Genomic DNA, 22087 nt, shown 5'->3' with positions numbered 1-22087 from the left:
GGAGTTTTTTATTTTATTTATTAATCATCAATTTTCTTAAAATTTCCGTTTTTATCAAATTTTAATTCAAGTCCATTGTTCAATTTCACTTCAATTTCTTTTCGGTCTCTTTCAATTTTTGTTATTGTAGTATTCGGAAAACTTCTTTTCACATAATTCGAAATTTTAGCTGGAATAAATCCTGTTGGAATAGCATTTCGTTTTCCATCGACTTCTTTCCAAGCTCCGTCTCCATCAAATTCTACTTTTGTTCCATTTGCCAAATACACTTTATATTCTTTCGAAAAATAATCGTCGTCCAACATCACAGAACCAACTTGTTTTACACCAAAATATTTGTTGATAAATTGCTGTCCCATTTTTGGAACTTGGTTATATTTTATTGCTTTATCTTGAGCAAAAGAAATCAACGTTGCACTTAACATGATAACACTTAAAAACTTTTTCATTTTGTTTGATTTTATAATTATTAAGACAAAGTTGCAAAGTGAATTAGGAAAGATTTGGGAATAATTTATTTTTTCAAAATAAATTGATGAAAAGGAAACTCATAATTGTAACGTAACGTCAAATTTTGTTGATTTTTGATAATCGTGTCCACAATCGAAAGCCCCAAGCCATTATTTCCATCACTTGTTCCTTGTTTATAAAAACGACTAAAAATAAGATTCGAATCCAATGTTGCGTTTTTCCCTGTATTCGAAATTATAAATTGATTTGAATCACTTTCTATCTTAATAATTTTCTCATCATTATTATGTTTGATCGCATTTCGAATCAAATTTGAAATTAAAATTCGCGCTAAATCGATATTAAAATCAAGAATAAAATCTGCCTTAAAATTCGTTTCTAATTTAATTTCTTCTGCTTCTAAAATTTCTTCATAATCTTCGATCAAATCTTTTGTCAAAGCTGTAAAATTAACTTCAACATTATTTTTGTATTGATTATTCTCGATTCGAGATAACATTAACAACGATTTATTAAGATTCACCATTCGCCAAAGTGTTTGCTTGGTTTCTACCAAACTCATCACCTCTTTTTCTTTTAAATCTGAATTTTCTATTAGCAAATCAAGTTTGTTTAGCGCAATTGTCAAAGGTGTTTGCAATTCGTGGGAAGCATTTTCGATGAACAATTTTTGTGAATTAAAAACCTCATCATTTCGATTAATCATTCGCTCAATTTCTTTTTGCAAATAAGAAAATTCTTTCACATTCGTTTCGACAAGTTTTGGTTTTTCGTTATTTCCTACTTCATATTTTCTTAATTGAGAAATAATTTGCCCAAAAGGTTTGAAGGCTTTTTTCAATCCAAAATGATTAATCAATAAAATACTAATCAAAATAAAAACATACAACGCAATCAAAGAAATCGATAAATCATAAATCAATTCATCTTCTTCGACTGTTGAGGTTCTTATTTCTAATGAATACGGATGATTTTCTTTGTCATAAAAACCAGTTCTCAATATACGATAAGGTTCCATATCATCATCGTATCCCATGTAAACCAACTCATTCGAAAAGTGATTTCTTTCATCATATTTACTTGGATCAACTTTGGAAATTTTGAATTGACTTAATCCAAATTCGGTTGTATTTAATAAATTCGGATCGCGATAAGCTTCTCGAATAATTTCAATTTTTTGATTCTTTAATCCGTCATCTACATTGTCATAAACTTCATCCAAAATCAAGGAATGAAAAAGAAATGCCCAAATCGCAATAACGATAAGCAACCAAAATGTGAGGTAACGAAATGTATAATTTTTTAGTGATATTTTCATGTTAAATCAACTTATAACCAATCCCATAAACCGCTTGTAAATCGGCTTCAGAATTTGCTTCTTTCATTTTTTTTCTTAGATTTTTTATTTGCGAATAAATAAAATCTAAATTATCAGATAGCTCAATATGATCTCCCCAAACACTTTCTGCTAAAGTTGTTTTCTGAAAAACACGTTCGGGTCTCAACATAAAATAATACAGCAAATCATATTCCTTTCTGTTTAATTTCAGTTCGATATTATTTACTTTTACCAAACGATCTTCGGGAAAAATTTGAATATTTTTATAACTCAAAACATCCTCTCCTTTTTGTAGATTTTTGCGCAAAGCAACTTTAATTCGAGCCAATAATTCAGCAAAATGAAATGGTTTCGCTAAATAATCATCCGCGCCAACCAATAATCCTTCTACTTTATCATCAACCGAATCTTTCGCCGACAAAATAATCACCGAAGTTTCTTTATGAAGATTCTTCAATTCCTTCAACAAAGACATTCCATCACCGTCTGGTAACATCATATCCAATAAAATGCAATCATAATCGAACGAAATTATTTTATCCAAAGCTTGCTGATAATTATCTGCTGTTTCGACAATCATCTTTTCCTTTTCTAAAAACTCAACAATTGTTTCTTGCAATTTTATTTCATCTTCTACGACTAAAATCTTCATAACTTCAGTTTAAATAATTGGTAAAAATAGATAGTAAAATAGGAAAGAATTAGGAAAACTCCTACTTTTATTCTCAAAATTTAAGATTTCAATTTTGAAAAAATATAGCTTTAAAAATGATTATAGCGAAGGTGCTCACCCAGCAATTTTGCAACGATTAATCGATACAAATTTAGAACAAACAATTGGTTACGGCGAAGACGAATTTTGCAATGAAGCAAGAGAGTTCATCAAAAAAAGACTGAAAAAAGATTCAGCAATTCATTTTGTTTCTGGTGGAACACAAGCCAATTTAATTGTAATTTCTTCTATTCTAAAACCACACGAATCTGTAGTTGCAGCCGAAAGCGGGCATATTGCCGTTCACGAAACGGGCGCGATAGAAGCAACAGGACATAAAATAAATACCATTGCGACGGATAATGGAAAAATAACTCCTGAGCAAATTTCGATTATTCTTGCCACACATACGGACGAGCATATGGTAAAGCCAAAATTGGTTTATATTTCTAATTCTACGGAAGTTGGAAGTGTTTATTCAAAAAAGGAATTGCAAAAGCTTTATCATTTTTGCCAAGAAAATAATTTATACCTTTTTGTTGATGGCGCACGTTTAGCTTCTGCTTTAACTTCTTCTAAATGTGATTTAAACTTAGAAGATATGGCAAATTTTGCAGATGTTTTTTACATTGGTGGAACTAAAAATGGTGCACTTTTAGGTGAAGCAATTGTGATAAATAATTTAAAATTGGACGAAGATTTTCGTTATCATATTAAGCAAAAAGGCGGAATGTTAGCGAAAGGACGTTTGATAGGAATTCAATTTTCGGAAATGTTTCGAGATGATTTATTTTTCGAGATGGGAAAACACGCCAATCAAATGGGAGAAAAATTAGCAAATGCTATTTCAGCAAAAGGTCACAACTTTTTGACAGAACCATCTTCCAATCAAATTTTCCCTATTTTACCAAATTCAATTATCGAAAAACTACAACAAGATTTTGAGTTTTATATTTGGCAAAAAATTGATGAAGAAAATTCTGCAATTAGATTAGTCACTTCTTGGACAACACCAGAGGAACAAGTAGAAAATTTTATCAAATTAATATAAAACATAAAAGGATCCATAAATTATTGGATCCTTTTATTTTAATAATAATCTTTCACATTTTTCAAACGCTCTTTCGCGCGTTTATATTCTGCTTTTCTGATTTCTTTTTTACGTTTCATCAAATTTTTATCGTAAGAATAATTACGTTCTATTCCCTTGATATCTCTTTCGTATTCGTCTTCTAAACGCTCTAACCGATCATCAATTCGATCTTTGTAATAATCGTCACGATGAGAATTTGACCATTTATAACGTTGATTATCATTTAAGATTTTATCAATATCACGTTGTAAATTGTAAGAAATCTCTCTTTTTCTTCTACCTTTTTCGTAACCAGATAAATTACGATCTCTTCCAACTCTTTCGAAATCTTTACTTGCTTGTTTTTTTAAAGCAATTATTTTATTTTTTTGACTACTTGATATTCCGTAATAATCAGATCTTTCAATTAAAATATCGACATTTCTATTATTTCCATCATTTGGTCTATTTTGCGCATAACTTGACATTGTAAACAACGCAAAACCAAAAATTAAAAACTTCTTCATATTCTAAACTTTCGTTTAGAATAAGCAAAGTCCGTGCTGAAATGAATAAATTATTAAAATTTATATTTAATCAACAACTAATCAATAAATTAATTAAACCTTAGTTTTTTCTAACGCTTGCAAAATATCTTCGATAATATCCACTTTATCCTCCAAACCGACTGATAAACGAATAGAGCCTGGCCTAATTCCCAAATCTGCACGTTCTGCATCTGATAATTTTGCGTGAGTTGTAGTTGCTGGATGCGTTGCAATCGATCTCGAATCCCCTAAATTAGACGTATATAAAATCATTTCTAATGCATCAATAAATCTGAAAGCACGTTCTTTTCCTCCTTTCACTTCAAATGTTACGATTCCACCCCCGCTTTTCATTTGTTTTTTCGCCAACTCATATTGCGGATGCGATGGTAAAAATGGATATTTTACATCTGCAATTTCAGCATGATTTTCCAAAGCTTCTGCCAACGCCAACGCATTTTCGCAATGACGATCCATACGAAGTGGCAACGTTTCTAAACTTTTAGAAATTGTCCATGCATTAAAAGCTGACATCGCTGGACCTGTATGACGAATAAAAAACATCATTTCGTTGATTAATTCTTCTTCCCCTACAACTACTCCACCCAAAACTCGACCTTGTCCGTCCATATATTTTGTTGCAGAATGAATAGATAAATCAAATCCAAATTGCAAAGGTTGTTGTAAATATGGTGTTGCGAAACAATTGTCAATTGCAAAAATAACATTCGGATGTTTTTCTTTCAATTTTGCCAAAGATTCTAAATCAAATAATTCTAATCCAGGATTTGAAGGCGATTCTAAGAAAACAATTTTTGTATTTGATTGAATTGCTTTTTCCCAATCCTCGATATTTGGCGTTTCTACATATGTATAAGTTACGCCCCAACGCGGAAATAATTGCGTAATTAATTGATGTGTAGAACCAAAAATTGCACGACTCGATACAATATGATCTCCACTTTTTATATACGAAGCAAAAGATGCAAAAACAGCAGCCATTCCCGAAGCAAAAGCTAAACCTGCATCTGCTTTTTCCAAAGCACAAACGCGATTAATAAACTCTGTTGTATTTGGATTTGCATAACGTGAATAAACCATACCTTGCTCTTCTTCTGCAAAAATTGCACGTCCTTGCTCTGCGCTATCAAAAATAAAACTTGATGTTAAATATAATGGAACCGAATGCTCGCGAGTAGCAGATCTTGGCGCTTGCTCACGAATTATCTTAGACTGATCTTTTTTCATAAGAATCAAAGTTAACGATAGTTTTATTAAGCAAAAAGCTTTTAATAAAGTTTTAAACAGAAATTATTTCTGTTTTCAATCGTTGTTTCGATAATTTGACTGTTTCTAAAAAGATTTTTAGAAATATTTCAGAAACGATTTTAAAACTTTCATTATCATCACGATTAAAAATAATTAAACGAGTAATTATTCCTAAAATATCATTCAAATTTAATCTCTACCTTTGCAGTCTTATATCAATTTATGTCATTCGAAAATTTAGGATTATCACCATATTTATCAAAAGCAATTACAAAACTTGGATTTTTAAAACCTTTTGAAATTCAGACCGAAACAATTCCATCTATTTTAAAAGGAAAAGATGTGATGGGAATTGCAAAAACTGGTTCTGGAAAAACCTTGTGTTTTGTTGCGCCTTTGCTACAAAAAATTCAGCATCAATCGTACGAAAAATCTCGTAATATAAAAGCGTTAATTTTAGTTCCAACACGTGAATTAGCAGTTCAGATTGAACAAACTTTTGCAGGATTACAAACTGCTTTACGTCGCGAAGTACAAACACAAGCTGTTTATGGTGGAACTTCAATTAATCCACAAATGAAGAATTTATATGGAACTGAAGTTTTGATTGCAACTCCTGGTCGTTTATTGGATTTGATGGATCATAATGCGTTATCATTGGATCAATTGCAATATTTGGTGATTGACGAAGCAGACAAAATGTTCCAATTAGGATTTGGAGATGAGATGAACCGAATTTTGAAAAGTGTTCCGAAAAAGAAACAATCAATTCTATTTTCTGCAACTTTGAATGATAAAATTGATGAAATAAAATCTACATTAAGTATTGATCCAATTGTTGTTGAAATCAAAAAACAAGAAATTGATTTGGAACAAATCGAACAAGTTGCTTATAAAGTTGATGCCGAAACAAAAGGTCCTTTTTTACGTTATTTAATCAAATCTGAAAACTTAGAACAAGTTTTGGTTTTTGTTTCTTCGACACGAACTGCAGATAATTTAGTAGAAAAATTAAAAAAGAATAAAATCTCTGCAATGGCGATTCACAGTAAGAAATCCCAAGGCGCTAGAATGGATAATTTGGAAGATTTTAAACTAGGTGATATTAAAGTTTTGGTTGCAACAGATTTGATTGGACGCGGAATTCATATCGAAGGTTTACCAACTGTTATTAATTACGAATTACCTCGTTCGCCTTTAGATTATGTGCACAGAATCGGGCGTACAGGTCGTGCAAATGCAAACGGAAAAGCCATTAGTTTGATTACAGAAGAAGATTTGCATCATTTCAAAATCATTCAGAAAAAAATGGGTAAAAAAGTTGATTTACTTCCAACTGATAATGTGAATTTACACGGATATTAAAATAAGTTTTAAGTTATGAGTAACAAGTTCTAAGTTTTCTCTGAACTCATTACTCATAATTTTTTAATTAAATCAAGTCCAAAGATATTGTCTAAACTCTATTAATTTTTTCAACATTTGATTATCTTCTTCATATTGATTATTTTCTAAATTATCATTATCGAGCTTACGTTTATTCCACCAATTATATAAGTTTTCAATTTCAATTTTTGCATTTTTATGTTCATCATCATACATCCAATCAACATGACTTGTAAATAAATTTTCTTTTTCAATACAATCGCATAAAATCTGAAAACAAGCATGTAAAATAATCACATCCTTATCTAGCCATTCATCGTTTAATGTTTCTATTTTTAGAAGATTCGAAGGTTTCATTATTAATTTATTTTTTCAAAACTTATCACTCATAACTACTAACTCACAACTTCTAGATATGTGGACCAAGCATATTTTTAGGATCAAGGATTTCGTCCAAACGTTCTTTCGACAATAAACCGTGATCTAAGACCAATTGATATACACCTCCTCCTGTTTCTAAAGCTTCTTTCGCAATTTTTGTACTTGCTTTGTAACCAATGTAAGGATTTAAAGCTGTAACAATTCCAATACTATTTTGTACTTCATTTTTCAAATGTTCTGCGTTTGCTGTAATTCCATCCACACATTCAACACGTAGCGTATTCATCGCATTTGTTAAATATTGAATCGATTCCATAATCGAAAAACCAATTATTGGCTCCATTACATTTAATTGTAATTGACCAGCTTCGGCAGCCATTGTTATTGATAAATCATTTCCAATCACTTTAAAACAAACTTGATTCACTACTTCTGGAATTACTGGATTTACTTTCCCTGGCATAATCGAAGATCCTGGTTGTTTTGGAGGTAAATTAATCTCGAACAAACCTGTTCTCGGACCAGATGTTAACAAACGTAAATCATTACAAATTTTCGACAACTTCACACAAAGACGTTTCAAAGCTGATGAATAATCCACAAACGAGCTTGTATCCGAAGTTGCTTCAACTAAATTATCAGCCAACGAAACATCTTCATTCATGATTTCAGCTATTTTAGTTGTACACAATTGTGCATAACCTGGAACAGCATTCAATCCAGTTCCAATTGCAGTTGCACCCATATTAATTACTAATAATTCGGCAGCAATTCGGTTTAAATTATCAACTTCTTTATGTAATGTATTCGAAAAACCTTCAAACTCTTGCCCAAGCGTCATTGGAACTGCATCTTGCAATTGCGTACGTCCCATTTTTATAACATTACCAAATTGTTTCCCTTTTTTATCAAGTGCCTCATACAACGAAGTTAATGCCTCAACCAAAGGTTTATTCATATTAAATAATGCTAATTTCAAAGCAGATGGATAGGCATCATTCGTAGATTGCGAAAGGTTTACATGATCATTTGGCGAACAAAATTGATACTCTCCTTTTTGTTTTCCTAAATACTCCAAAGCAATATTTGCAATTACTTCATTTGCATTCATATTTGTAGAAGTTCCCGCACCACCTTGTATCATATCGATTGGAAATTGCTCTGTATATTTACCAGCTATTAACTCATTCGAAGCAAAAGAAATCGCATCAAATAATTCTTTCGATAAAATTCCTAATTCGTGATTGGCTTGCGCTGCTCCTAATTTCACAACACCAAGCGCTTTTACAAATTCGGGATAATGTGACAAATAGTTATTGGAAATTTTGAAATTATTAATGGCACGTTGCGTTTGCACACCATAATAAGCCGTTTCAGGAATTTGTAATTCTCCTAATAAATCAGACTCCGTTCTCATTTTATTTATTGTTTGTTATTGACAATTAAAGGTAAGGAATAATCTAGTATCTTTTTGAAAAGCATTTTTCCAAAAAATTTAAAAAATCTATATCTTTAAAACATTAACACAAAAGAGATGAAAGCAGCTCGTTATTATTCATTAGACGTTTTTCGTGGCGCAACTGTTGCGTTGATGATTTTGGTAAATAATCCAGGAACTTGGTCGGCTATGTTCGATCCTTTGGAGCATGCAGAATGGCACGGATGCACACCAACAGATTTGGTTTTTCCTTTCTTTTTGTTTGCCTTAGGAAATGCAATGGCTTTTATGATTCCAAAATTACAACAACAACCTCAACAAATTTTCTGGCAAAAAGTAATAAAACGAACAATTCTAATTTTCGGAATTGGATTATTCATCAATTGGTGGCCATTTTTCAAGTGGGATAATAATGAACTTATTTTCAAAGCATGGAAAGATTCAGAAGAAAGCGGAATCCGAATAATGGGCGTTTTACAACGAATTGCAATTGCTTATTTTTTCGCTTCGGTGATTGCTTTTTATTTTAAACAAAAACAAGTTTTATTGATAAGTTGTGCGATTCTTCTACTTTATTGGGTTTTAACTTTCGGACTTGGAACTTCTACCCCTTATTCATTAGAAGGTTTTATCGGAACTAAAATTGATAATCAATTGCTTGGTTTAGCGCATATTTACAAAGGAGAAGGAGTACCGTTTGATCCCGAAGGAATTTTCAGTACAATTTCTACTATTCCACAGGTTTTATTTGGGTATTTGGTTGGTGATTATATTCAGAAACAAGGAAATATCAATTGGTTGAATCGTCCTTTACCAAAAACTGACAATCCGCAATATAAAATGTTAGCTGGCTTATTTGTTTTAGGAACAATTGCGTTGACAATTGGTTACGTTTGGCAATGGGATTTTCCGTACAATAAAAAGATTTGGAGCAGTTCTTATGTTTTCAACACAACTGGTTTAGCAATTTTGACAATTGGATCAATGATTTGGTTCATCGAAATTTTAGGCATCAAAAATGGTTTCATGAAATTCTTTGATGTTTTTGGAAAAAATCCTTTATTCATCTTTGTTTTGAGCGGATTATTACCTCGATTATTAGGTTTAATCAGAATTGAAGCTGGTTTAAACGACAAAAGAGAAATCAAATTCATTTCACCATTGGGTTGGTTCTACGAAAATGTTTGCGCTAAAATTCCTGGAATTCCAGAAATTGGTTCATTTGTTTATTCGCTAATTTTCTTAGCTTTCTTTTGGTGGTTAGCTTATTTATTAGATAAAAAGAAGATTTATATTAAAGTTTAAAAGTCTTGAGTAGTAAATTATAAGTTTTTAGAAGAGATGTCTCGATTCCTCGACATGACATTAATTATCAGCCTAGATTGGATTTTCTTGTCATGTTGAGCGAGTCAAACGATGTAGAAACATCTAATATTTAGAAAACAATCTTACTTATAAAAATTATTTCTAAACCTTCTTATAAACAGCATAAAACTGATAAAAGTGCTGAATATTTTCAACATCAAAAATAATTTGTTTCCATTGATTTAATTCCAAAATCAATTGATTTTCGTGTTGAGTAAACTTCCCAACAAAAATTTCATCATCATTCAAATACAAACCAAACTTATCATTTACCAAATGTAAATTTTCCACTTCCAAATGTTCAAAAAATAAAATAGACGATTCTTCTTCTGTAAAATCGATAGGTGAAGCGATACCCGAAGAATATTCTAACGCAATAAACTGATGCGAATTATAGATTGGAAAGTAAATCGACGGATAATTTTCTATATTAGAAAATAATTCTTTTTTTAACTGAATTATTTCTCGTGATAAAAAAGGAATCGCGCTCAAATTTTTAACATTTCGTAACATATCAGCTTCCTCAAAATAGTTATCAAAGTGTAATATTTCGTTAACTGTTAAGTTTTTTTCGATCAAATGACTTATTGGAATGCTAAAATATTTAGCAATTTGAGAAATTGTTTCAATTCGTGGCTCTGCACGTTTTTCTTCATAAGATGAAATATTCCCTCTACTAACTTCGAACAAATCAGCAAAAGCCTGTTGAGTTAAGTTCTTAACTTGTCTTAATTTCTTTATATTTTCACCTATTTTTGTCATTATTTAAAATTTTAACACTTTTATTTGCTAATTATTTTAGCAAATTGTTTAATTTTATGGAAACAAATTACAAAAAACACTAATAACAACAAAATGAATTATTTTTCGAAGATTGAAAATTTTATTCAAAACATCAATTACACCATCACTTACAAAGACGAAAAAGAGGGTGTTTTTATGATTGAAAATTTATTGGATGGTGTTCAAAATCTGATTGTAGGAATTGCACCACCTGTTATCATTTTCGAGTTGTATTTATTTACAATTACAAATGATAATCTGGAAATGCTAAAAGCGTTGTTGATGAAAAATCGCGATATCATTCATGGTGCTTTTGCAATAACAGAAGACGGAAAAAAAGTTATTTATCGTTACACACTTCAAATTGCGAATCTTGATCAAAACGAATTTGAAGCAACGTTAAATTCTTTGAGCTTATTGATGAGCGAATATTCTGCTCAATTAATCGAATTTTCTAAACAATAAAACAATATCACTATGAATATTTTCAAACGTATTTTTAGAATTGGACAAGCGGAAATACATTCGGTTGTCGAAAAAATGGAAGACCCAATCAAAATGACAGAACAAGGAATTCGCGAAATGCGCGACGATCTTAATCAATCATTAGAGGCTTACGCAAAGGTAAAAGCAATGGCAATTCGTTCGCAAAATAGCGTCGACAAAAAGAAAGAAGAAGCTGCAGATTATGAACGAAAAGCAATTCTTTTGTTAGAAAAAGCTGAGCGAAATGAAATTACAATTGAACAAGCCGAAAATTTAGCGAAAGAAGCTTTGAGCTTAAAAAATCAATTGTTAGAAGAAATTACTGAATTAGAAAATCAAGTGATTATTCATGAAAAATCTGCAAATGAAGTGCACAAAAACGTTGAGGTTCTTAAATTCAACATTAATAAATGGGAAAATGAATTAACAACATTAAAAGCTCGTGTAAAAGTTGCTGATGCCACAAAACAAGTAAACAAACAAATGGCAAAAATTGATGCGAATAGCACAATTAGCATGTTAGAACGCATGAAAGCCAAAGTAGAAGAAGACGAAGCACTTGCACAAGCTTACGGAAGTTTAGCGGACAATTCGAAAACCGCTGATGACGAAATTAACGAAACCTTGAAAGGTGATTTGATTCAAAATGAATTAGAAGCTTTAAAGCTAAAAATTCAGTCGAAAAATCAAGAATAAATCACTTTTTATAGTGAATTATTTCTATAAAATTTTTAGTAAATTAATCTCTTTTAAAAAATCAAAACTATGGCATCTAAATATGAATACAAAACAATAGAAATAATGCCTAACGCTGGCTTATTTTCTATCAAAATAGATAAAACATTTTTGGATGATTTACTAAATAAATATGGAAATGAAGGCTGGGAATTAATCACTTCCACTCCGCTTTCCATCAACAGCACAACGAAAATTATTTATTATACATTCAGAAGAGCTATTTAACATTAAAAATTAACACTAAATGACCGAAATTTTAGACCTTCTTTTTAATCCATTGGCCAACGGAATTATGACCATTTTGATGGGATTTTCTCTTGTCTATTGGGTATTTCAACTGTTAGCTGGTGACGGAATTGATCTTGGAACAGATTCTGATTTTCATATCGGAGACATCAATGATGTTGATGCCCACCACGAAATTGACGCCGACCACGATGCAGATGCAGACGTACATCACGAACCAGGTTTTTGGGCAAAATGTTTAGAATTTATCAATGTTGGTAAAGTTCCCTTAATGGTAATTATTACTTTGTTCAAATTTATCAGTTGGGTGATTACCATTATTTCTTCGATTGTTTTTGGATTAAGCAAGTTAGGATTGTATTCAGTTTTAATCTTAATTCCAGTTTTCATCATCGCTTATTTTATGATGCATTGGATTACAAAACCTCTTGTAAAAGTTTATGCAGAATTAGGCTATCACGGAGAAGAGGAAACAGATTTTATCGGAAGAGTCGGAAAATCGAAGTCTAAAATAATGGGTGATAAAATAGGTTCTGCCGAATTTCAAATCGAGAAAGATATCATTACGCTTAACATCAAAAGTCAAAATGGCGAAGAAATTAATTTTGGAGACACCATTATTATCACCGACGAATCGCCTGCAAATCATTATTACTTCGTCATCAAACACATAACCTTAAACAACATTTAACACAATCATGACACTAATATTTCAACTTACTTCGTTTATTATCGAAGATATTTTAACCTTAATTATTCATTAAATCAATCAAAAACTAATAAAAACTATCTCATGACAAATTTTATTCTTTTAGCAGTTGGTGTTATCGTTTTCATCTTTATTGCATTTATCGTCGTTTTAAGCGTTTTCTATAAAAAAGTTCCTCAAGGAAAAGCTATCGTTCGTACTGGTGTTGGAGGTTCGCAAGTAGCTTTCAACAAAGGAATGTACGTAATTCCTGTTTTTCATAAAATGGAAATTATGGATATTTCAATCAAAAAAATTGACATTGCTCGTCAACAGCACGACGGTTTAATCTGTAAAGATAATATTCGTGCAGATATCAAAGTTGCGTTTTTTGTTCGAGTTAATAAATCGGTGAATGATGTCATCAATGTTGCTCAAAATTTAGGAACAGAACGAGCATCAGAACCAGAAACATTAAAAAGTATTTTCGAAGCAAAATTCTCAGAAGCCTTAAAAACTGTCGGAAAAAAATTCGACTTTATCGAATTATACGAAGCTCGACGTGAATTTAGAGATGAAATTTTAAATATCATCGGAACAGATTTGAATGGATATATTTTAGATGACTGTGCAATTGATTATTTAGAACAAACTGAATTACAATTTTTAAGTCCAGACAATATTTTAGATTCTGAAGGAATCAAAAAAATCACTGAATTAACGGCTCAACAAAATATGAACGCCAATTTAATTCGTCGTGAAGAAGAAAAAGTAATCAAAAAACAAAACGTTGAAGCACGTGAAGCAATCTTAGAATTAGAGCGTCAATTAGCCGAAAAAGAAGAGCGTCAACGCAGAGAAATCGAAAATATAAAAGCACGTGAAGAAGCAGAAATTGCAAAAGTTCGTGAAGAAGAACGTCTAAAAGCTGAATCTGTTCGTATTACAACAGAAGAGCAATTAGCAGTTCAAGAAGAAAATAAATTGCGTCAAATTATTATCGCAGAAAAAAATAAAGTTCGTACTGATGCTATCGAAACGGAACGCGTTGAAAAAGATCGCGCTTTGGAGCAAACAGAACGTGAACGAATTGTGACTTTAGCGCAGATTGATAAAGAACGTTCAATCGAAGTTGAGAAGAAAAATATTCAAGGCGTTATCAAAGAACGTGTTCTTTTAGAAAAAGGCGTAATTGAAGAGCAACAAGGTGTAAAAGACGTTGAAGTTTACCGTGAAGTTGAACGTCAGAAACAAGCCGGAATTATTGCTGCATCTCAAGAAGCCGAAGAGCGTTTAATCGAAACTGTAAAAGCTGCGGAGGCATCTAAAATTGCTGCTGAACAAGAAGCTGCTCGTCAAGTTATCGAAGCCGATGCACAAAAACAAGTTGCAGAACGTAAAGCACAAGAGTTATTGATTGATGCGGAAGCGAAAAAAGAAGCATCTGCAAAAGAAGCGGAAGCACGTAAAATTATTGCTGAAGCACAAGCCAAAGAAGAAGCTGCAATTGGTTTATCTGAAGCAGAAGTAATGGTTGCGAAAGCAGAAGCGGAAGAGAAACAAGGAACTGTAGAAGCATCTGTTATCGAGAAAAAAGCGGAAGCGTTGCGTAAAGAAGGTTTAGCACAGGCGGAAGTTGTACGCGAGAAAGCGTTAGCAGAAGCGAAAGGAATCGAGGAAAAAGCAGAAGCAATGAAGAAATTGGACGGTGTTGGAAAAGAGCACGAAGAGTTCAAACTTCAATTACAAAAAGAAAAAGACATCGAATTGGCGCATATTAACATTCAAAAAGATATTGCTGGAGCGCAAGCTGAAGTATTATCAACTGCATTAAAATCTGCGAAAATTGACATTGTTGGTGGAGAAACAATGTTCTTCGAAAATATTGTCAAACAAGTTTCGAATGCAAAAGGTTTCGACCATTTAATCGACAATTCTAAACATGCAACAGATATCAAAAATGCGTTGATTGACGAAGATGGTGGAAGCAATTTAGCTGGAAAAGTGAGAAGTCTTGCCGATAAATATGGTATTTCGTCAAACGACATCAAAAACTTAACAATTACTGCTGCATTAATTAAATTACAGCAAGCTGCTTCGGCTTCTGGAAACAACGAAGACACAGGATTTATCAATTCTCTTTTCGGAATTGCGAATCAGTTAGGTGTTTCAAATAAAAAAATAGGTTAATCCATTAAACAACAATAGAGTGATTGAAATTTTACCGTTTCAATCGCTCTTATCAACACGTTTAATCACCTTTTAGATTTTAATTTAATGCAAGAAGAAAAAAATATTAACGTTACCGAAACGCTTGATGCAGGCGCGTACGAAATCATCCGAAAAAGACTTCTTACACAAAAAGATTTTCTTTCAGAAAGATTAACGAAATTGAACGAAGCTCGTAAAGAGGTATTCAATTCTACCAATTTTGCATTAAGCGCAAACCAAAGAATTACGACAGAAAACACTTGTATTTCACGTGGAATTATCGCGTTCGATAAATTGTGTATTTTTGGGTACAACGTGCATTTCGGTTTACGCACAGACATTCAGTTGAGCGATGTTTTTAGTATTTATCTGTTTCAAGAAAATCAATTTATACCTCAACCTCTCGACTTAATTAACGATCAGAATTTCTTTACAGATTTTCAGAATTTATATAAATATTACCGCGATTCTATCTTTTCTAAATTTCGTAGAACAGATAATTATTTATACATGGTTTTCCAAACCAGTAAAAGCGCACAAGATTTAAAAGCGTTTAAATGGTTAATCAAAGATGGAAAATTAATTTATCAAGATGATCGCAGCATTCACGAAGTAAAAAAAGCAGATCAATTTGATTTTGAATGGCAAAAAACTTCTATCGATGATCGTCGATTAGGAAAGTTTCCACATATTTCTATTTTAGATAAGATTTTTATCGAAGCAATTGGTGGTGATATTACTTTTAAAATTGAAGATAATACGGATTCAGGAAAAGGAATTTTCACTGAAAAAGTGACACATTTAGATCAACAATTAGACGATGCCGAATATTATTATGCCGATTTAGGAAATCTAATTGCGGTTAAAATAAAACCGTTTCAAGAAGATTTCAGAGCCTATATTTACAATGTTCGCACCAAAGAAGTTATCAACATTCCTGCACTTTTAGATGCAGCAGTTCTGTTACCCGATAATCAAGGTTTAATTTTTTCGAATGGTTATTATTTACAAAACGGAACGTATCATCTTTTCGATAATAATAATTTAGAGCATTTTCAATTTTTCCGTCGTGTAAATTCTCCGAACGGAGAAGATTTTATGTACATTTTCAATCAAGATGAAACCAATACATACATTCTTTTATCGTACAATATCATTCAACAAACTGTGGAAACACCTATAGTTTGTAATGGTTTTACGATTTTTAAAGATGGAAGTTTAATTTATTTCCGCACCGAAGAAGAAGCGACAAGACATCATCAAGTTCAAATTTGGCAAACACCTTATGTTGAACGTTTGATTGAAAATACAGAGAAAACAAATCATCCATTATATAAAATTGGGAACAAAGACATTGTGAAAGCAATGGCTGAATCTCAGGAGGTTATTCAATTAATCAACAAAGAAGATTCGTACGAAGGTTTATACGAGGACATTGTAAAAAAAGCGAATAATATTGTAGATGGCTATTTTTGGATTAATGATCAAGAGACTTTTGAGCTTGCTGTTCCTTTATTAGAAATAAAAACAGTTGCCAATACAGCGATTGATGAATTTGCTAAAGTTCAAATTCAGAAAAAATTTGCGCAAGAAACCTTAGAAAAAACGGAAGAATCGATTGAAGAAATCGTTTTCAAAGTAAATAGCACAACGTACAATCAATTGGATTTATTGGTTGAACATTTAGCTGAGGCTCGTAAAATTCAAGGAAAAGTTATTGATTTACGTTCAATTCGCTACATCAATTTAGAGCGTGTTCAAGAATTAGAAAACCGATTGCAAGAGGTAAACGAAAATTTATCAACCAAAACAATTGAGTTTCTTTTATTGGATGAAGCACTAATTCCATACGAAGAAAAAGTTGCTGAACAGAAAAACTTAGTAGCTTCTATCGAAAAAGTCATTGATGCGAAAGTTATCGAAGAAGCTTGTCTTAAAATTGCTTCCGAATTAGAATTATTGATTGATATTCTGAACAGTTTAAAAATTGAAGACGCTACACAAACGACAAAAATTATTGAGAAAATTTCTGTCATTTTTGCTTCGCTTAACGAAGTTCGTGCGCAATTAACACGTCAAACTTCTGATTTAAAAAGTAAAGAAGCGGTTGCCGAATTTTCTGCTCAAATTACGTTATTGGAACAAAGTGTAGTCAATTTTTTAGAGTTATCAACAACTGCCGAAAAAACAGAAGAATACAATACAAAAATTATTGTTCAGCTCGAAGAATTAGAAAGTAAATTTTCAGATTTTGATGATTTCGCTTTAAAAATTGCAGATAAACGCGACGAAATTATCAAAGCGTTCAATTCGAAGCGCGAACAATTGGTTGAACAAACCAACAAACGCACCAATTCATTAGAGCAAATTGGTTTGCGCGTCTTGAAAAATATCGAAAACAAATCCAAAACTTTTTCAGAAAAAGAAGAAATTTTAGCGTTTTATTCTTCGGATTTAATGATTGACAAAATGCGTCAAATTATTCAAGAATTAAAGGATTTGAAAGATGTTTCGAAAGCCGAAAATCTTGAAAACCTCTTGAAAAAATCGCAAGAAGATACGCTTCGCGTTTTACGAGATAAAACCGAACTTTTTGTTGATGGACAAAATATTATTGCGCTCGGACAAAATAAATTTACGGTCAATACGCAGCAATTAGCGCTGACTTTAATGAATCGTAACAACGAATTATTTTATCATTTAACAGGAACAAGTTTCTATCAAAAAGTTAAAAACGAAGAAATTTATCGTTATCAAGATATTTGGAATCAAGAATTTGTTTCGGAAAATCAATTGGTTTATCGCGCTGAATATTTGGCTTATCAAGCTTTTTTAGCGAGAAATGAAAAAGATTTCGATGCTGAAAAATTCATCAATCAAATCATTGAACAAAATTATTCGGAAGGTTATATAAAAGGTGTGCATAATTTTGACGCACTTCGAATTTTCACTGAATTAGTGCACGTCAATTCTAAATTAGATGTGTTGCAATTTGATGCTCAAACACGCACAACTGCTCAAGTTTTTTGGCATTCTTTAGAAAATAATTTGCAAGAAAAATTGAATGCGATGATTAATTCTGCTCAATTAATTTTGAAAAATTTTCCGAATTCAAATCGTTTTGAAAACATTCTAAATGAAATCAAATCGCTTTTTGAAAATTGGGAAACAGAATGGGATAAATCACAAACATCATCAGAAAAAGTTTCTCACTATTTATTTACAACTTTCACGAAATATCAAGCTTTTTCAATGAGTAGAGAAGCTGAAAAATTTCAAAAAGAGTTTGTAAATTATTTAGAACAAAATAAAAATTCGGAAGATTTTAATGCATTGATTGAAGATCAACAATTTTCTTCTACCGAAAAATTTTACTTGATCGAAAACTGGATTCATTCATTTATAGATGAAAACGAAAATTATTCGTCATATAGAAATGTGATGAATGAAGTAGCAACAATACTTTTATTTTCGAAAGATCAATATCATATAAATGATGGAAATTCTGTCATCAAAATTGAAGATTTGAAAGGAAATCATGCGGTAATTGTTGACGGAATTTACACACAAAATTATCATGAAATCATTTCAAAATTAGAGCATTTTTCAACTGTTGATGTTCCAAATTTTAAATCATTCCAAAAGCTGAAAGAAGAAATTTCGAAAACTTACGAGAAAGATTTAAAAATCGCAGAATTTGAACCAAAAGTTTTGACTTCATTTGTCCGAAATAAATTAATCAACGAAGTTTATTTTCCTTTAATCGGAAATAATTTAGCCAAACAATTAGGAACAGCAGGCGAAAACAAACGCACCGCTCGTATGGGAATGTTGTTATTAATTTCTCCGCCAGGTTATGGAAAAACAACCTTGATGGAATATTTAGCCAAAACAATGGGCTTGCATTTTGTGAAAGTGAATGGACCAACAATTGGACATAACATTACGTCAATCGATCCAATCGAAGCCAAAACTTCTGGAGAAAGAGAAGAATTGAAAAAGATCAATCTTTCGTTTGAAATGGCGGATAATGTAATGTTGTACTTGGATGATATTCAGCATTTGAGTGCAGAATTTTTACAGAAATTTATTTCATTAGCCGATGGACAGCGAAAAATTGATGGAATTTTTGAAGGAGAAAGTAAAACCTACGATTTACGTGGAAAACGTTTTTGTATTGTAATGGCTGGAAATCCATATACGGAAAGCGGTTCTAAATTTCAGATTCCGGATATGTTGGCCAATCGTGCTGATGTGTATAATTTGGGTGATGTAATTGGTGATACGGAAACGTTGTTCAACTTGAGTTTGATTGAAAATGCGACAGGCGATAATCCATATTTGGATAAAATTGCTTCGAAAAGTTTGACAGATTTTTACAAGTTAACAAATTTTGTAACCGAAAATCAAGAACAACTTCCAGATTTGGAAGGCAATTATTTGAAACAAGAAATTGATGATTTTATTGCTGTTTTGAAACATGTAATTAAGATTAGAAATGTAGTCGTAAAAGTCAATCAAAATTATATTACAAGTGCGGCAATGCAAGATGATTACAGAACTGAACCGCCTTTCAAGATGCAAGGTTCGTACAGAAATATGTCAAAATTAGTTTCGAAAATTGTTCCGATGATGAACGAAAAAGAAATTAATGAAACGATTTTGGCGCATTACGAAAGTGAATCGCAAACGTTGACAACCGACACAGAATCGAATCTTTTGCGTTTAAAAGAAATTGCAGATTTGATGACTTCTGAAGAAAAAGAACGTTGGGAAACGATAAAAGCAACGTTTGTCAAAAATAATAAGCACGGCGGCTTGAATAAAGACGATAAAGTTTTTTCTCAACTGCTCGAATTCAATGAAAATTTGGAAGGAATTATCCAAGCAATCTTGAAAAAATAAACTAAAAGCCGCTCATTGAGCGGCTTTTTTTTATTCACTAAATTTATCTCCTCTGAATATTTTCACAGGATTCCCTCTTGCAATAGACGTTTGATTATTCCATTTTTTTTGAACCAAGTCCTTCAATTTATTGGTTTCAAATCCTTGTAATTTCAATAACAAACGAGTTGTTGCAGTTTTTTTGTTCTGATGTTGTGAACGTAAATCCATCGAAACAGCCGAAATTCCACTTGGTTGATGTATCGCACGAACAGCCGAATTTACTTTGTTTACATTTTGTCCACCATTTCCAGAGCTTCGCATTGTTTGGTATATAATTTCATTCGGATTGATTGAATTTTCTTTCGGAATTTCTAATTCAAAACAACCAATAAACCAATTTTTTCGTTGATGAAATTTTCGGTATGGACTTTTACCAATCCATAAAATTGCTCCAAGCCAAGTTTTTAAAAACGTGTTTAAATCATTTCCTTCAAGTTCTATAATCACAGATGAAAGTTGATGAAAATCTTTATCCATTTCTCTTTCAATTATGTCAAACTTAATTTCAGATTTTGTGCACGCTTCCGAAAACTTTTTAAAAACATTAGTCACCACAAAATTGCATTCCGCTGGTCCTCTACCCGATGTAAGTTGAATAATTTTTTTCCTCATCATTATTTATCCATTCGTACAATTTTCGGTGTAAAAGTTCCCAACACTTTCACTAATTCAGTCTGTAAATTCATCACCGTTTTTATGTTTTTATATGCCAAAGGTGCTTCATCTACACTTCCGCCAATCAGCTCAATTCCTGCATCTTTCAATTGTGAATTCATAAAACTTTTAGTAATTGTTGATTTACATTTCGCACGCGACATTTTTCGTCCCGCACCATGCGAAGCCGAATTAATACTCAATTCATTTCCCAAACCTTCAACAATGTAACCGTTCGCGGTCATCGAACCTGGAATAATTCCTAAAATTCCTTTTCCAGCTGGCGTCGCTCCTTTACGATGAACAATTCGTTCCGTTCCTTCAACCATTTCTTTCCACGCAAAATTGTGATGATTTTCGATGTTAAAAACGATACGTTTTCCCAAAGCTTTCGCAATTCTTCGGTGAATATCATCGTGACAAGCCTTGGCATATTCGCCAGCCAAATTCATCGCTGCCCAATATTCTTGGCCATCGTACGTGTCCAAATCTAACCAAGCCAAATGCTGAACTTGCTTCGGAAGTGGACATTGTTTCGTCGCCAAATACGTATAATGTTTTGCAATATTTGCACCCAAACCACGCGAACCACTATGCGATAAAACAGCCAAATATTCTCCTGGAATCAAGTTCCATTCAGGTTTTACCTCATCTAATTTCACAATCCCAAATTCAACAAAATGATTCCCTCCACCAGAAGTTCCTAATTGTTGATAAGCTTTTGTTTTTAAACTTTTCAAGATTGGAATTTCATCAAAAATAGAACGTTCAAAAATTTCATGATCCGCTTTTAGTTTATGCGTTTCATACATTCCGAATTTGGTATGATCTTGCAAAATCTGAATCAATTGATGCGATTTTCCTTTCAAAAAACTAGCTGGCAAATCGTAAACCGAAAGACTCATTCTACAACCAATATCCACACCAACTCCATAAGGAATCACCGCATTATCCGTCGCTAAGACACCTCCGATTGGCAATCCATACCCCGAATGCGCATCTGGCATCAAAGCTCCTTTTACCGAAATTGGCAATTTCAATGCATCATATAATTGAAATTTTGCTTGCTCGTCAATTTCATTTTCTCCAAAAATCGAAAAAGGTGAACGCGTTGTTTTTAATTCTTGTAATCTAACCTCAACTGGTTTTATTAATCCTTCCGCAACTTTTCCCCAAATTCCGTGACCGATGTATTTTTCTGGCTCAAGTAAAACTTCTTTTGCTTCGTTAATAATCGTTTGTTTCTTTTCTTTTTTTCTGTATCGATGAATTTGCCCAATTGCAATATTGATCGAATTATATTTTGGAAAGCCTATTTTTATAAAGTCCTTTCCAGAGATTTTATTTCCCATG

Annotated in this window: 19 protein-coding genes; 9 read left to right on the top strand and 10 right to left on the bottom strand. The window is 32.1% G+C overall.

The annotated features are described in order from the left end of the window. Positions 1–20: 20 nt before the first annotated feature. The 3 genes from B3I31_RS04845 to B3I31_RS04835 all read right to left on the bottom strand — a co-directional run bounded on the left by B3I31_RS04845 (position 21) and on the right by B3I31_RS04835 (position 2462). Positions 21–449, bottom strand: coding sequence for a PepSY-like domain-containing protein (locus tag B3I31_RS04845; RefSeq protein WP_114997745.1), 429 nt, complete (start codon positions 447–449; stop codon positions 21–23). Positions 450–514: 65 nt separating this feature from the next. Next, positions 515–1789, bottom strand: coding sequence for a sensor histidine kinase (locus tag B3I31_RS04840; RefSeq protein WP_221854498.1), 1275 nt, complete (start codon positions 1787–1789; stop codon positions 515–517). Between the two features lies 1 nt (position 1790). Next, entirely contained in the window at positions 1791–2462 is a 672-nt protein-coding gene (locus tag B3I31_RS04835) for a response regulator transcription factor (protein ID WP_221854497.1), read from the bottom strand. Positions 2463–2556: 94 nt separating this feature from the next. On the opposite strand from B3I31_RS04835, the gene B3I31_RS04830 reads away from it, so the two are divergent. Beyond that, the gene (locus B3I31_RS04830; RefSeq protein WP_286495895.1) at positions 2557–3573 is read left to right on the top strand and encodes a threonine aldolase family protein; all 1017 of its coding nucleotides are present in this window, start codon (positions 2557–2559) and stop codon (positions 3571–3573) included. 38 nt (positions 3574–3611) lie between these two features. On the opposite strand, the gene B3I31_RS04825 is transcribed toward B3I31_RS04830, so the two are convergent. Beyond that, positions 3612–4121 (bottom strand): hypothetical protein, encoded by a 510-nt coding sequence (locus B3I31_RS04825; RefSeq protein WP_286495893.1) that lies wholly within the window; start codon positions 4119–4121, stop codon positions 3612–3614. A gap of 93 nt (positions 4122–4214) precedes the next feature. Further along, positions 4215–5390: a trans-sulfuration enzyme family protein gene (locus B3I31_RS04820; RefSeq protein WP_286495892.1), complete on the bottom strand. Its 1176-nt coding sequence runs from the start codon at positions 5388–5390 to the stop codon at positions 4215–4217. Positions 5391–5633: 243 nt separating this feature from the next. On the opposite strand from B3I31_RS04820, the gene B3I31_RS04815 reads away from it, so the two are divergent. Beyond that, the gene (locus B3I31_RS04815; protein ID WP_286495891.1) at positions 5634–6776 is read left to right on the top strand and encodes a DEAD/DEAH box helicase; all 1143 of its coding nucleotides are present in this window, start codon (positions 5634–5636) and stop codon (positions 6774–6776) included. Positions 6777–6848: 72 nt separating this feature from the next. Here B3I31_RS04815 and B3I31_RS04810 read toward each other — a convergent pair whose 3' ends face one another. Both B3I31_RS04810 and aspA read right to left on the bottom strand, forming a co-directional pair. After that, a complete protein-coding gene (locus B3I31_RS04810; RefSeq protein WP_114997765.1) occupies positions 6849–7154 on the bottom strand; it encodes a hypothetical protein in 306 nt (101 codons plus the stop codon). Between the two features lie 52 nt (positions 7155–7206). Further along, positions 7207–8604 carry an aspartate ammonia-lyase gene (aspA, locus tag B3I31_RS04805; protein ID WP_114997768.1) on the bottom strand — a complete coding sequence of 466 codons (1398 nt, stop codon included), beginning with the start codon at positions 8602–8604 and terminating at the stop codon, positions 7207–7209. A gap of 108 nt (positions 8605–8712) precedes the next feature. Here aspA and B3I31_RS04800 point away from each other — a divergent pair, with 108 nt between their 5' ends. Beyond that, the gene (locus B3I31_RS04800; RefSeq protein ID WP_286495890.1) at positions 8713–9921 is read left to right on the top strand and encodes an acyltransferase family protein; all 1209 of its coding nucleotides are present in this window, start codon (positions 8713–8715) and stop codon (positions 9919–9921) included. A gap of 162 nt (positions 9922–10083) precedes the next feature. Here the strand turns inward: B3I31_RS04800 and B3I31_RS04795 are convergent, their stop codons facing one another. Further along, positions 10084–10743, bottom strand: a complete 660-nt coding sequence (locus B3I31_RS04795; RefSeq protein WP_286495889.1) for a helix-turn-helix domain-containing protein — start codon at positions 10741–10743, stop codon at positions 10084–10086. A 93-nt stretch (positions 10744–10836) separates the two neighbouring features. Here B3I31_RS04795 and B3I31_RS04790 point away from each other — a divergent pair, with 93 nt between their 5' ends. The 6 genes from B3I31_RS04790 (at position 10837) to B3I31_RS04765 (ending at position 20038) form a co-directional block, all read left to right on the top strand. Then, the gene (locus B3I31_RS04790) at positions 10837–11229 is read left to right on the top strand and encodes a YbjN domain-containing protein (RefSeq protein ID WP_219034890.1); all 393 of its coding nucleotides are present in this window, start codon (positions 10837–10839) and stop codon (positions 11227–11229) included. Between the two features lie 12 nt (positions 11230–11241). Continuing rightward, a complete protein-coding gene (locus B3I31_RS04785; protein ID WP_125350044.1) occupies positions 11242–11946 on the top strand; it encodes a PspA/IM30 family protein in 705 nt (234 codons plus the stop codon). A gap of 69 nt (positions 11947–12015) precedes the next feature. After that, complete coding sequence (locus B3I31_RS04780) at positions 12016–12213, top strand: DUF4177 domain-containing protein (RefSeq protein ID WP_125350043.1); 198 nt, start codon at positions 12016–12018, stop codon at positions 12211–12213. A gap of 19 nt (positions 12214–12232) precedes the next feature. Then, positions 12233–12925 (top strand): OB-fold-containig protein, encoded by a 693-nt coding sequence (locus B3I31_RS04775; protein ID WP_291058757.1) that lies wholly within the window; start codon positions 12233–12235, stop codon positions 12923–12925. 102 nt (positions 12926–13027) lie between these two features. Further along, positions 13028–15112 (top strand): flotillin family protein, encoded by a 2085-nt coding sequence (locus B3I31_RS04770; RefSeq protein ID WP_291058755.1) that lies wholly within the window; start codon positions 13028–13030, stop codon positions 15110–15112. A gap of 87 nt (positions 15113–15199) precedes the next feature. After that, complete coding sequence (locus tag B3I31_RS04765; RefSeq protein ID WP_291058753.1) at positions 15200–20038, top strand: DNA repair ATPase; 4839 nt, start codon at positions 15200–15202, stop codon at positions 20036–20038. A 30-nt stretch (positions 20039–20068) separates the two neighbouring features. Here the strand turns inward: B3I31_RS04765 and prfH are convergent, their stop codons facing one another. Both prfH and B3I31_RS04755 read right to left on the bottom strand, forming a co-directional pair. Further along, positions 20069–20695 (bottom strand): peptide chain release factor H, encoded by a 627-nt coding sequence (gene prfH, locus B3I31_RS04760; protein ID WP_257468282.1) that lies wholly within the window; start codon positions 20693–20695, stop codon positions 20069–20071. Beyond that, a complete protein-coding gene (locus tag B3I31_RS04755) occupies positions 20695–22086 on the bottom strand; it encodes an RtcB family protein (protein ID WP_219035380.1) in 1392 nt (463 codons plus the stop codon). The genes prfH and B3I31_RS04755 overlap by 1 nt, the downstream gene beginning before the upstream one ends. Position 22087 lies beyond the last annotated feature (1 nt).

The sequence above is a fragment of the Empedobacter sp. UBA3475 genome, from assembly GCF_002378465.1.
Lineage (GTDB): Bacteria > Bacteroidota > Bacteroidia > Flavobacteriales > Weeksellaceae > Empedobacter > Empedobacter falsenii_B.
Note: the sequence above shows the minus strand (reverse complement) of the source record. Positions and strands in the feature narration are given on the sequence as shown.

Bases quoted from the DNA above. Each gene is read 5' to 3' on its own strand.
- B3I31_RS04795 (WP_286495889.1), bottom strand. From the start codon at position 10,743: ATGACAAAAATAGGTGAAAATATAAAGAAATTAAGACAAGTTAAGAAC.
- B3I31_RS04775 (WP_291058757.1), top strand. From the start codon at position 12,233: ATGACCGAAATTTTAGACCTTCTTTTTAATCCATTGGCCAACGGAATT.
- B3I31_RS04825 (WP_286495893.1), bottom strand. From the start codon at position 4,121: ATGAAGAAGTTTTTAATTTTTGGTTTTGCGTTGTTTACAATGTCAAGT.
- B3I31_RS04835 (WP_221854497.1), bottom strand. From the start codon at position 2,462: ATGAAGATTTTAGTCGTAGAAGATGAAATAAAATTGCAAGAAACAATT.
- B3I31_RS04785 (WP_125350044.1), top strand. From the start codon at position 11,242: ATGAATATTTTCAAACGTATTTTTAGAATTGGACAAGCGGAAATACAT.
- B3I31_RS04770 (WP_291058755.1), top strand. From the start codon at position 13,028: ATGACAAATTTTATTCTTTTAGCAGTTGGTGTTATCGTTTTCATCTTT.
- B3I31_RS04755 (WP_219035380.1), bottom strand. From the start codon at position 22,086: ATGGGAAATAAAATCTCTGGAAAGGACTTTATAAAAATAGGCTTTCCA.
- prfH (WP_257468282.1), bottom strand. From the start codon at position 20,695: ATGATGAGGAAAAAAATTATTCAACTTACATCGGGTAGAGGACCAGCG.
- B3I31_RS04780 (WP_125350043.1), top strand. From the start codon at position 12,016: ATGGCATCTAAATATGAATACAAAACAATAGAAATAATGCCTAACGCT.
- B3I31_RS04820 (WP_286495892.1), bottom strand. From the start codon at position 5,390: ATGAAAAAAGATCAGTCTAAGATAATTCGTGAGCAAGCGCCAAGATCT.
- B3I31_RS04800 (WP_286495890.1), top strand. From the start codon at position 8,713: ATGAAAGCAGCTCGTTATTATTCATTAGACGTTTTTCGTGGCGCAACT.
- B3I31_RS04810 (WP_114997765.1), bottom strand. From the start codon at position 7,154: ATGAAACCTTCGAATCTTCTAAAAATAGAAACATTAAACGATGAATGG.
- B3I31_RS04840 (WP_221854498.1), bottom strand. From the start codon at position 1,789: ATGAAAATATCACTAAAAAATTATACATTTCGTTACCTCACATTTTGG.
- B3I31_RS04815 (WP_286495891.1), top strand. From the start codon at position 5,634: ATGTCATTCGAAAATTTAGGATTATCACCATATTTATCAAAAGCAATT.
- B3I31_RS04845 (WP_114997745.1), bottom strand. From the start codon at position 449: ATGAAAAAGTTTTTAAGTGTTATCATGTTAAGTGCAACGTTGATTTCT.
- B3I31_RS04765 (WP_291058753.1), top strand. From the start codon at position 15,200: ATGCAAGAAGAAAAAAATATTAACGTTACCGAAACGCTTGATGCAGGC.
- B3I31_RS04790 (WP_219034890.1), top strand. From the start codon at position 10,837: ATGAATTATTTTTCGAAGATTGAAAATTTTATTCAAAACATCAATTAC.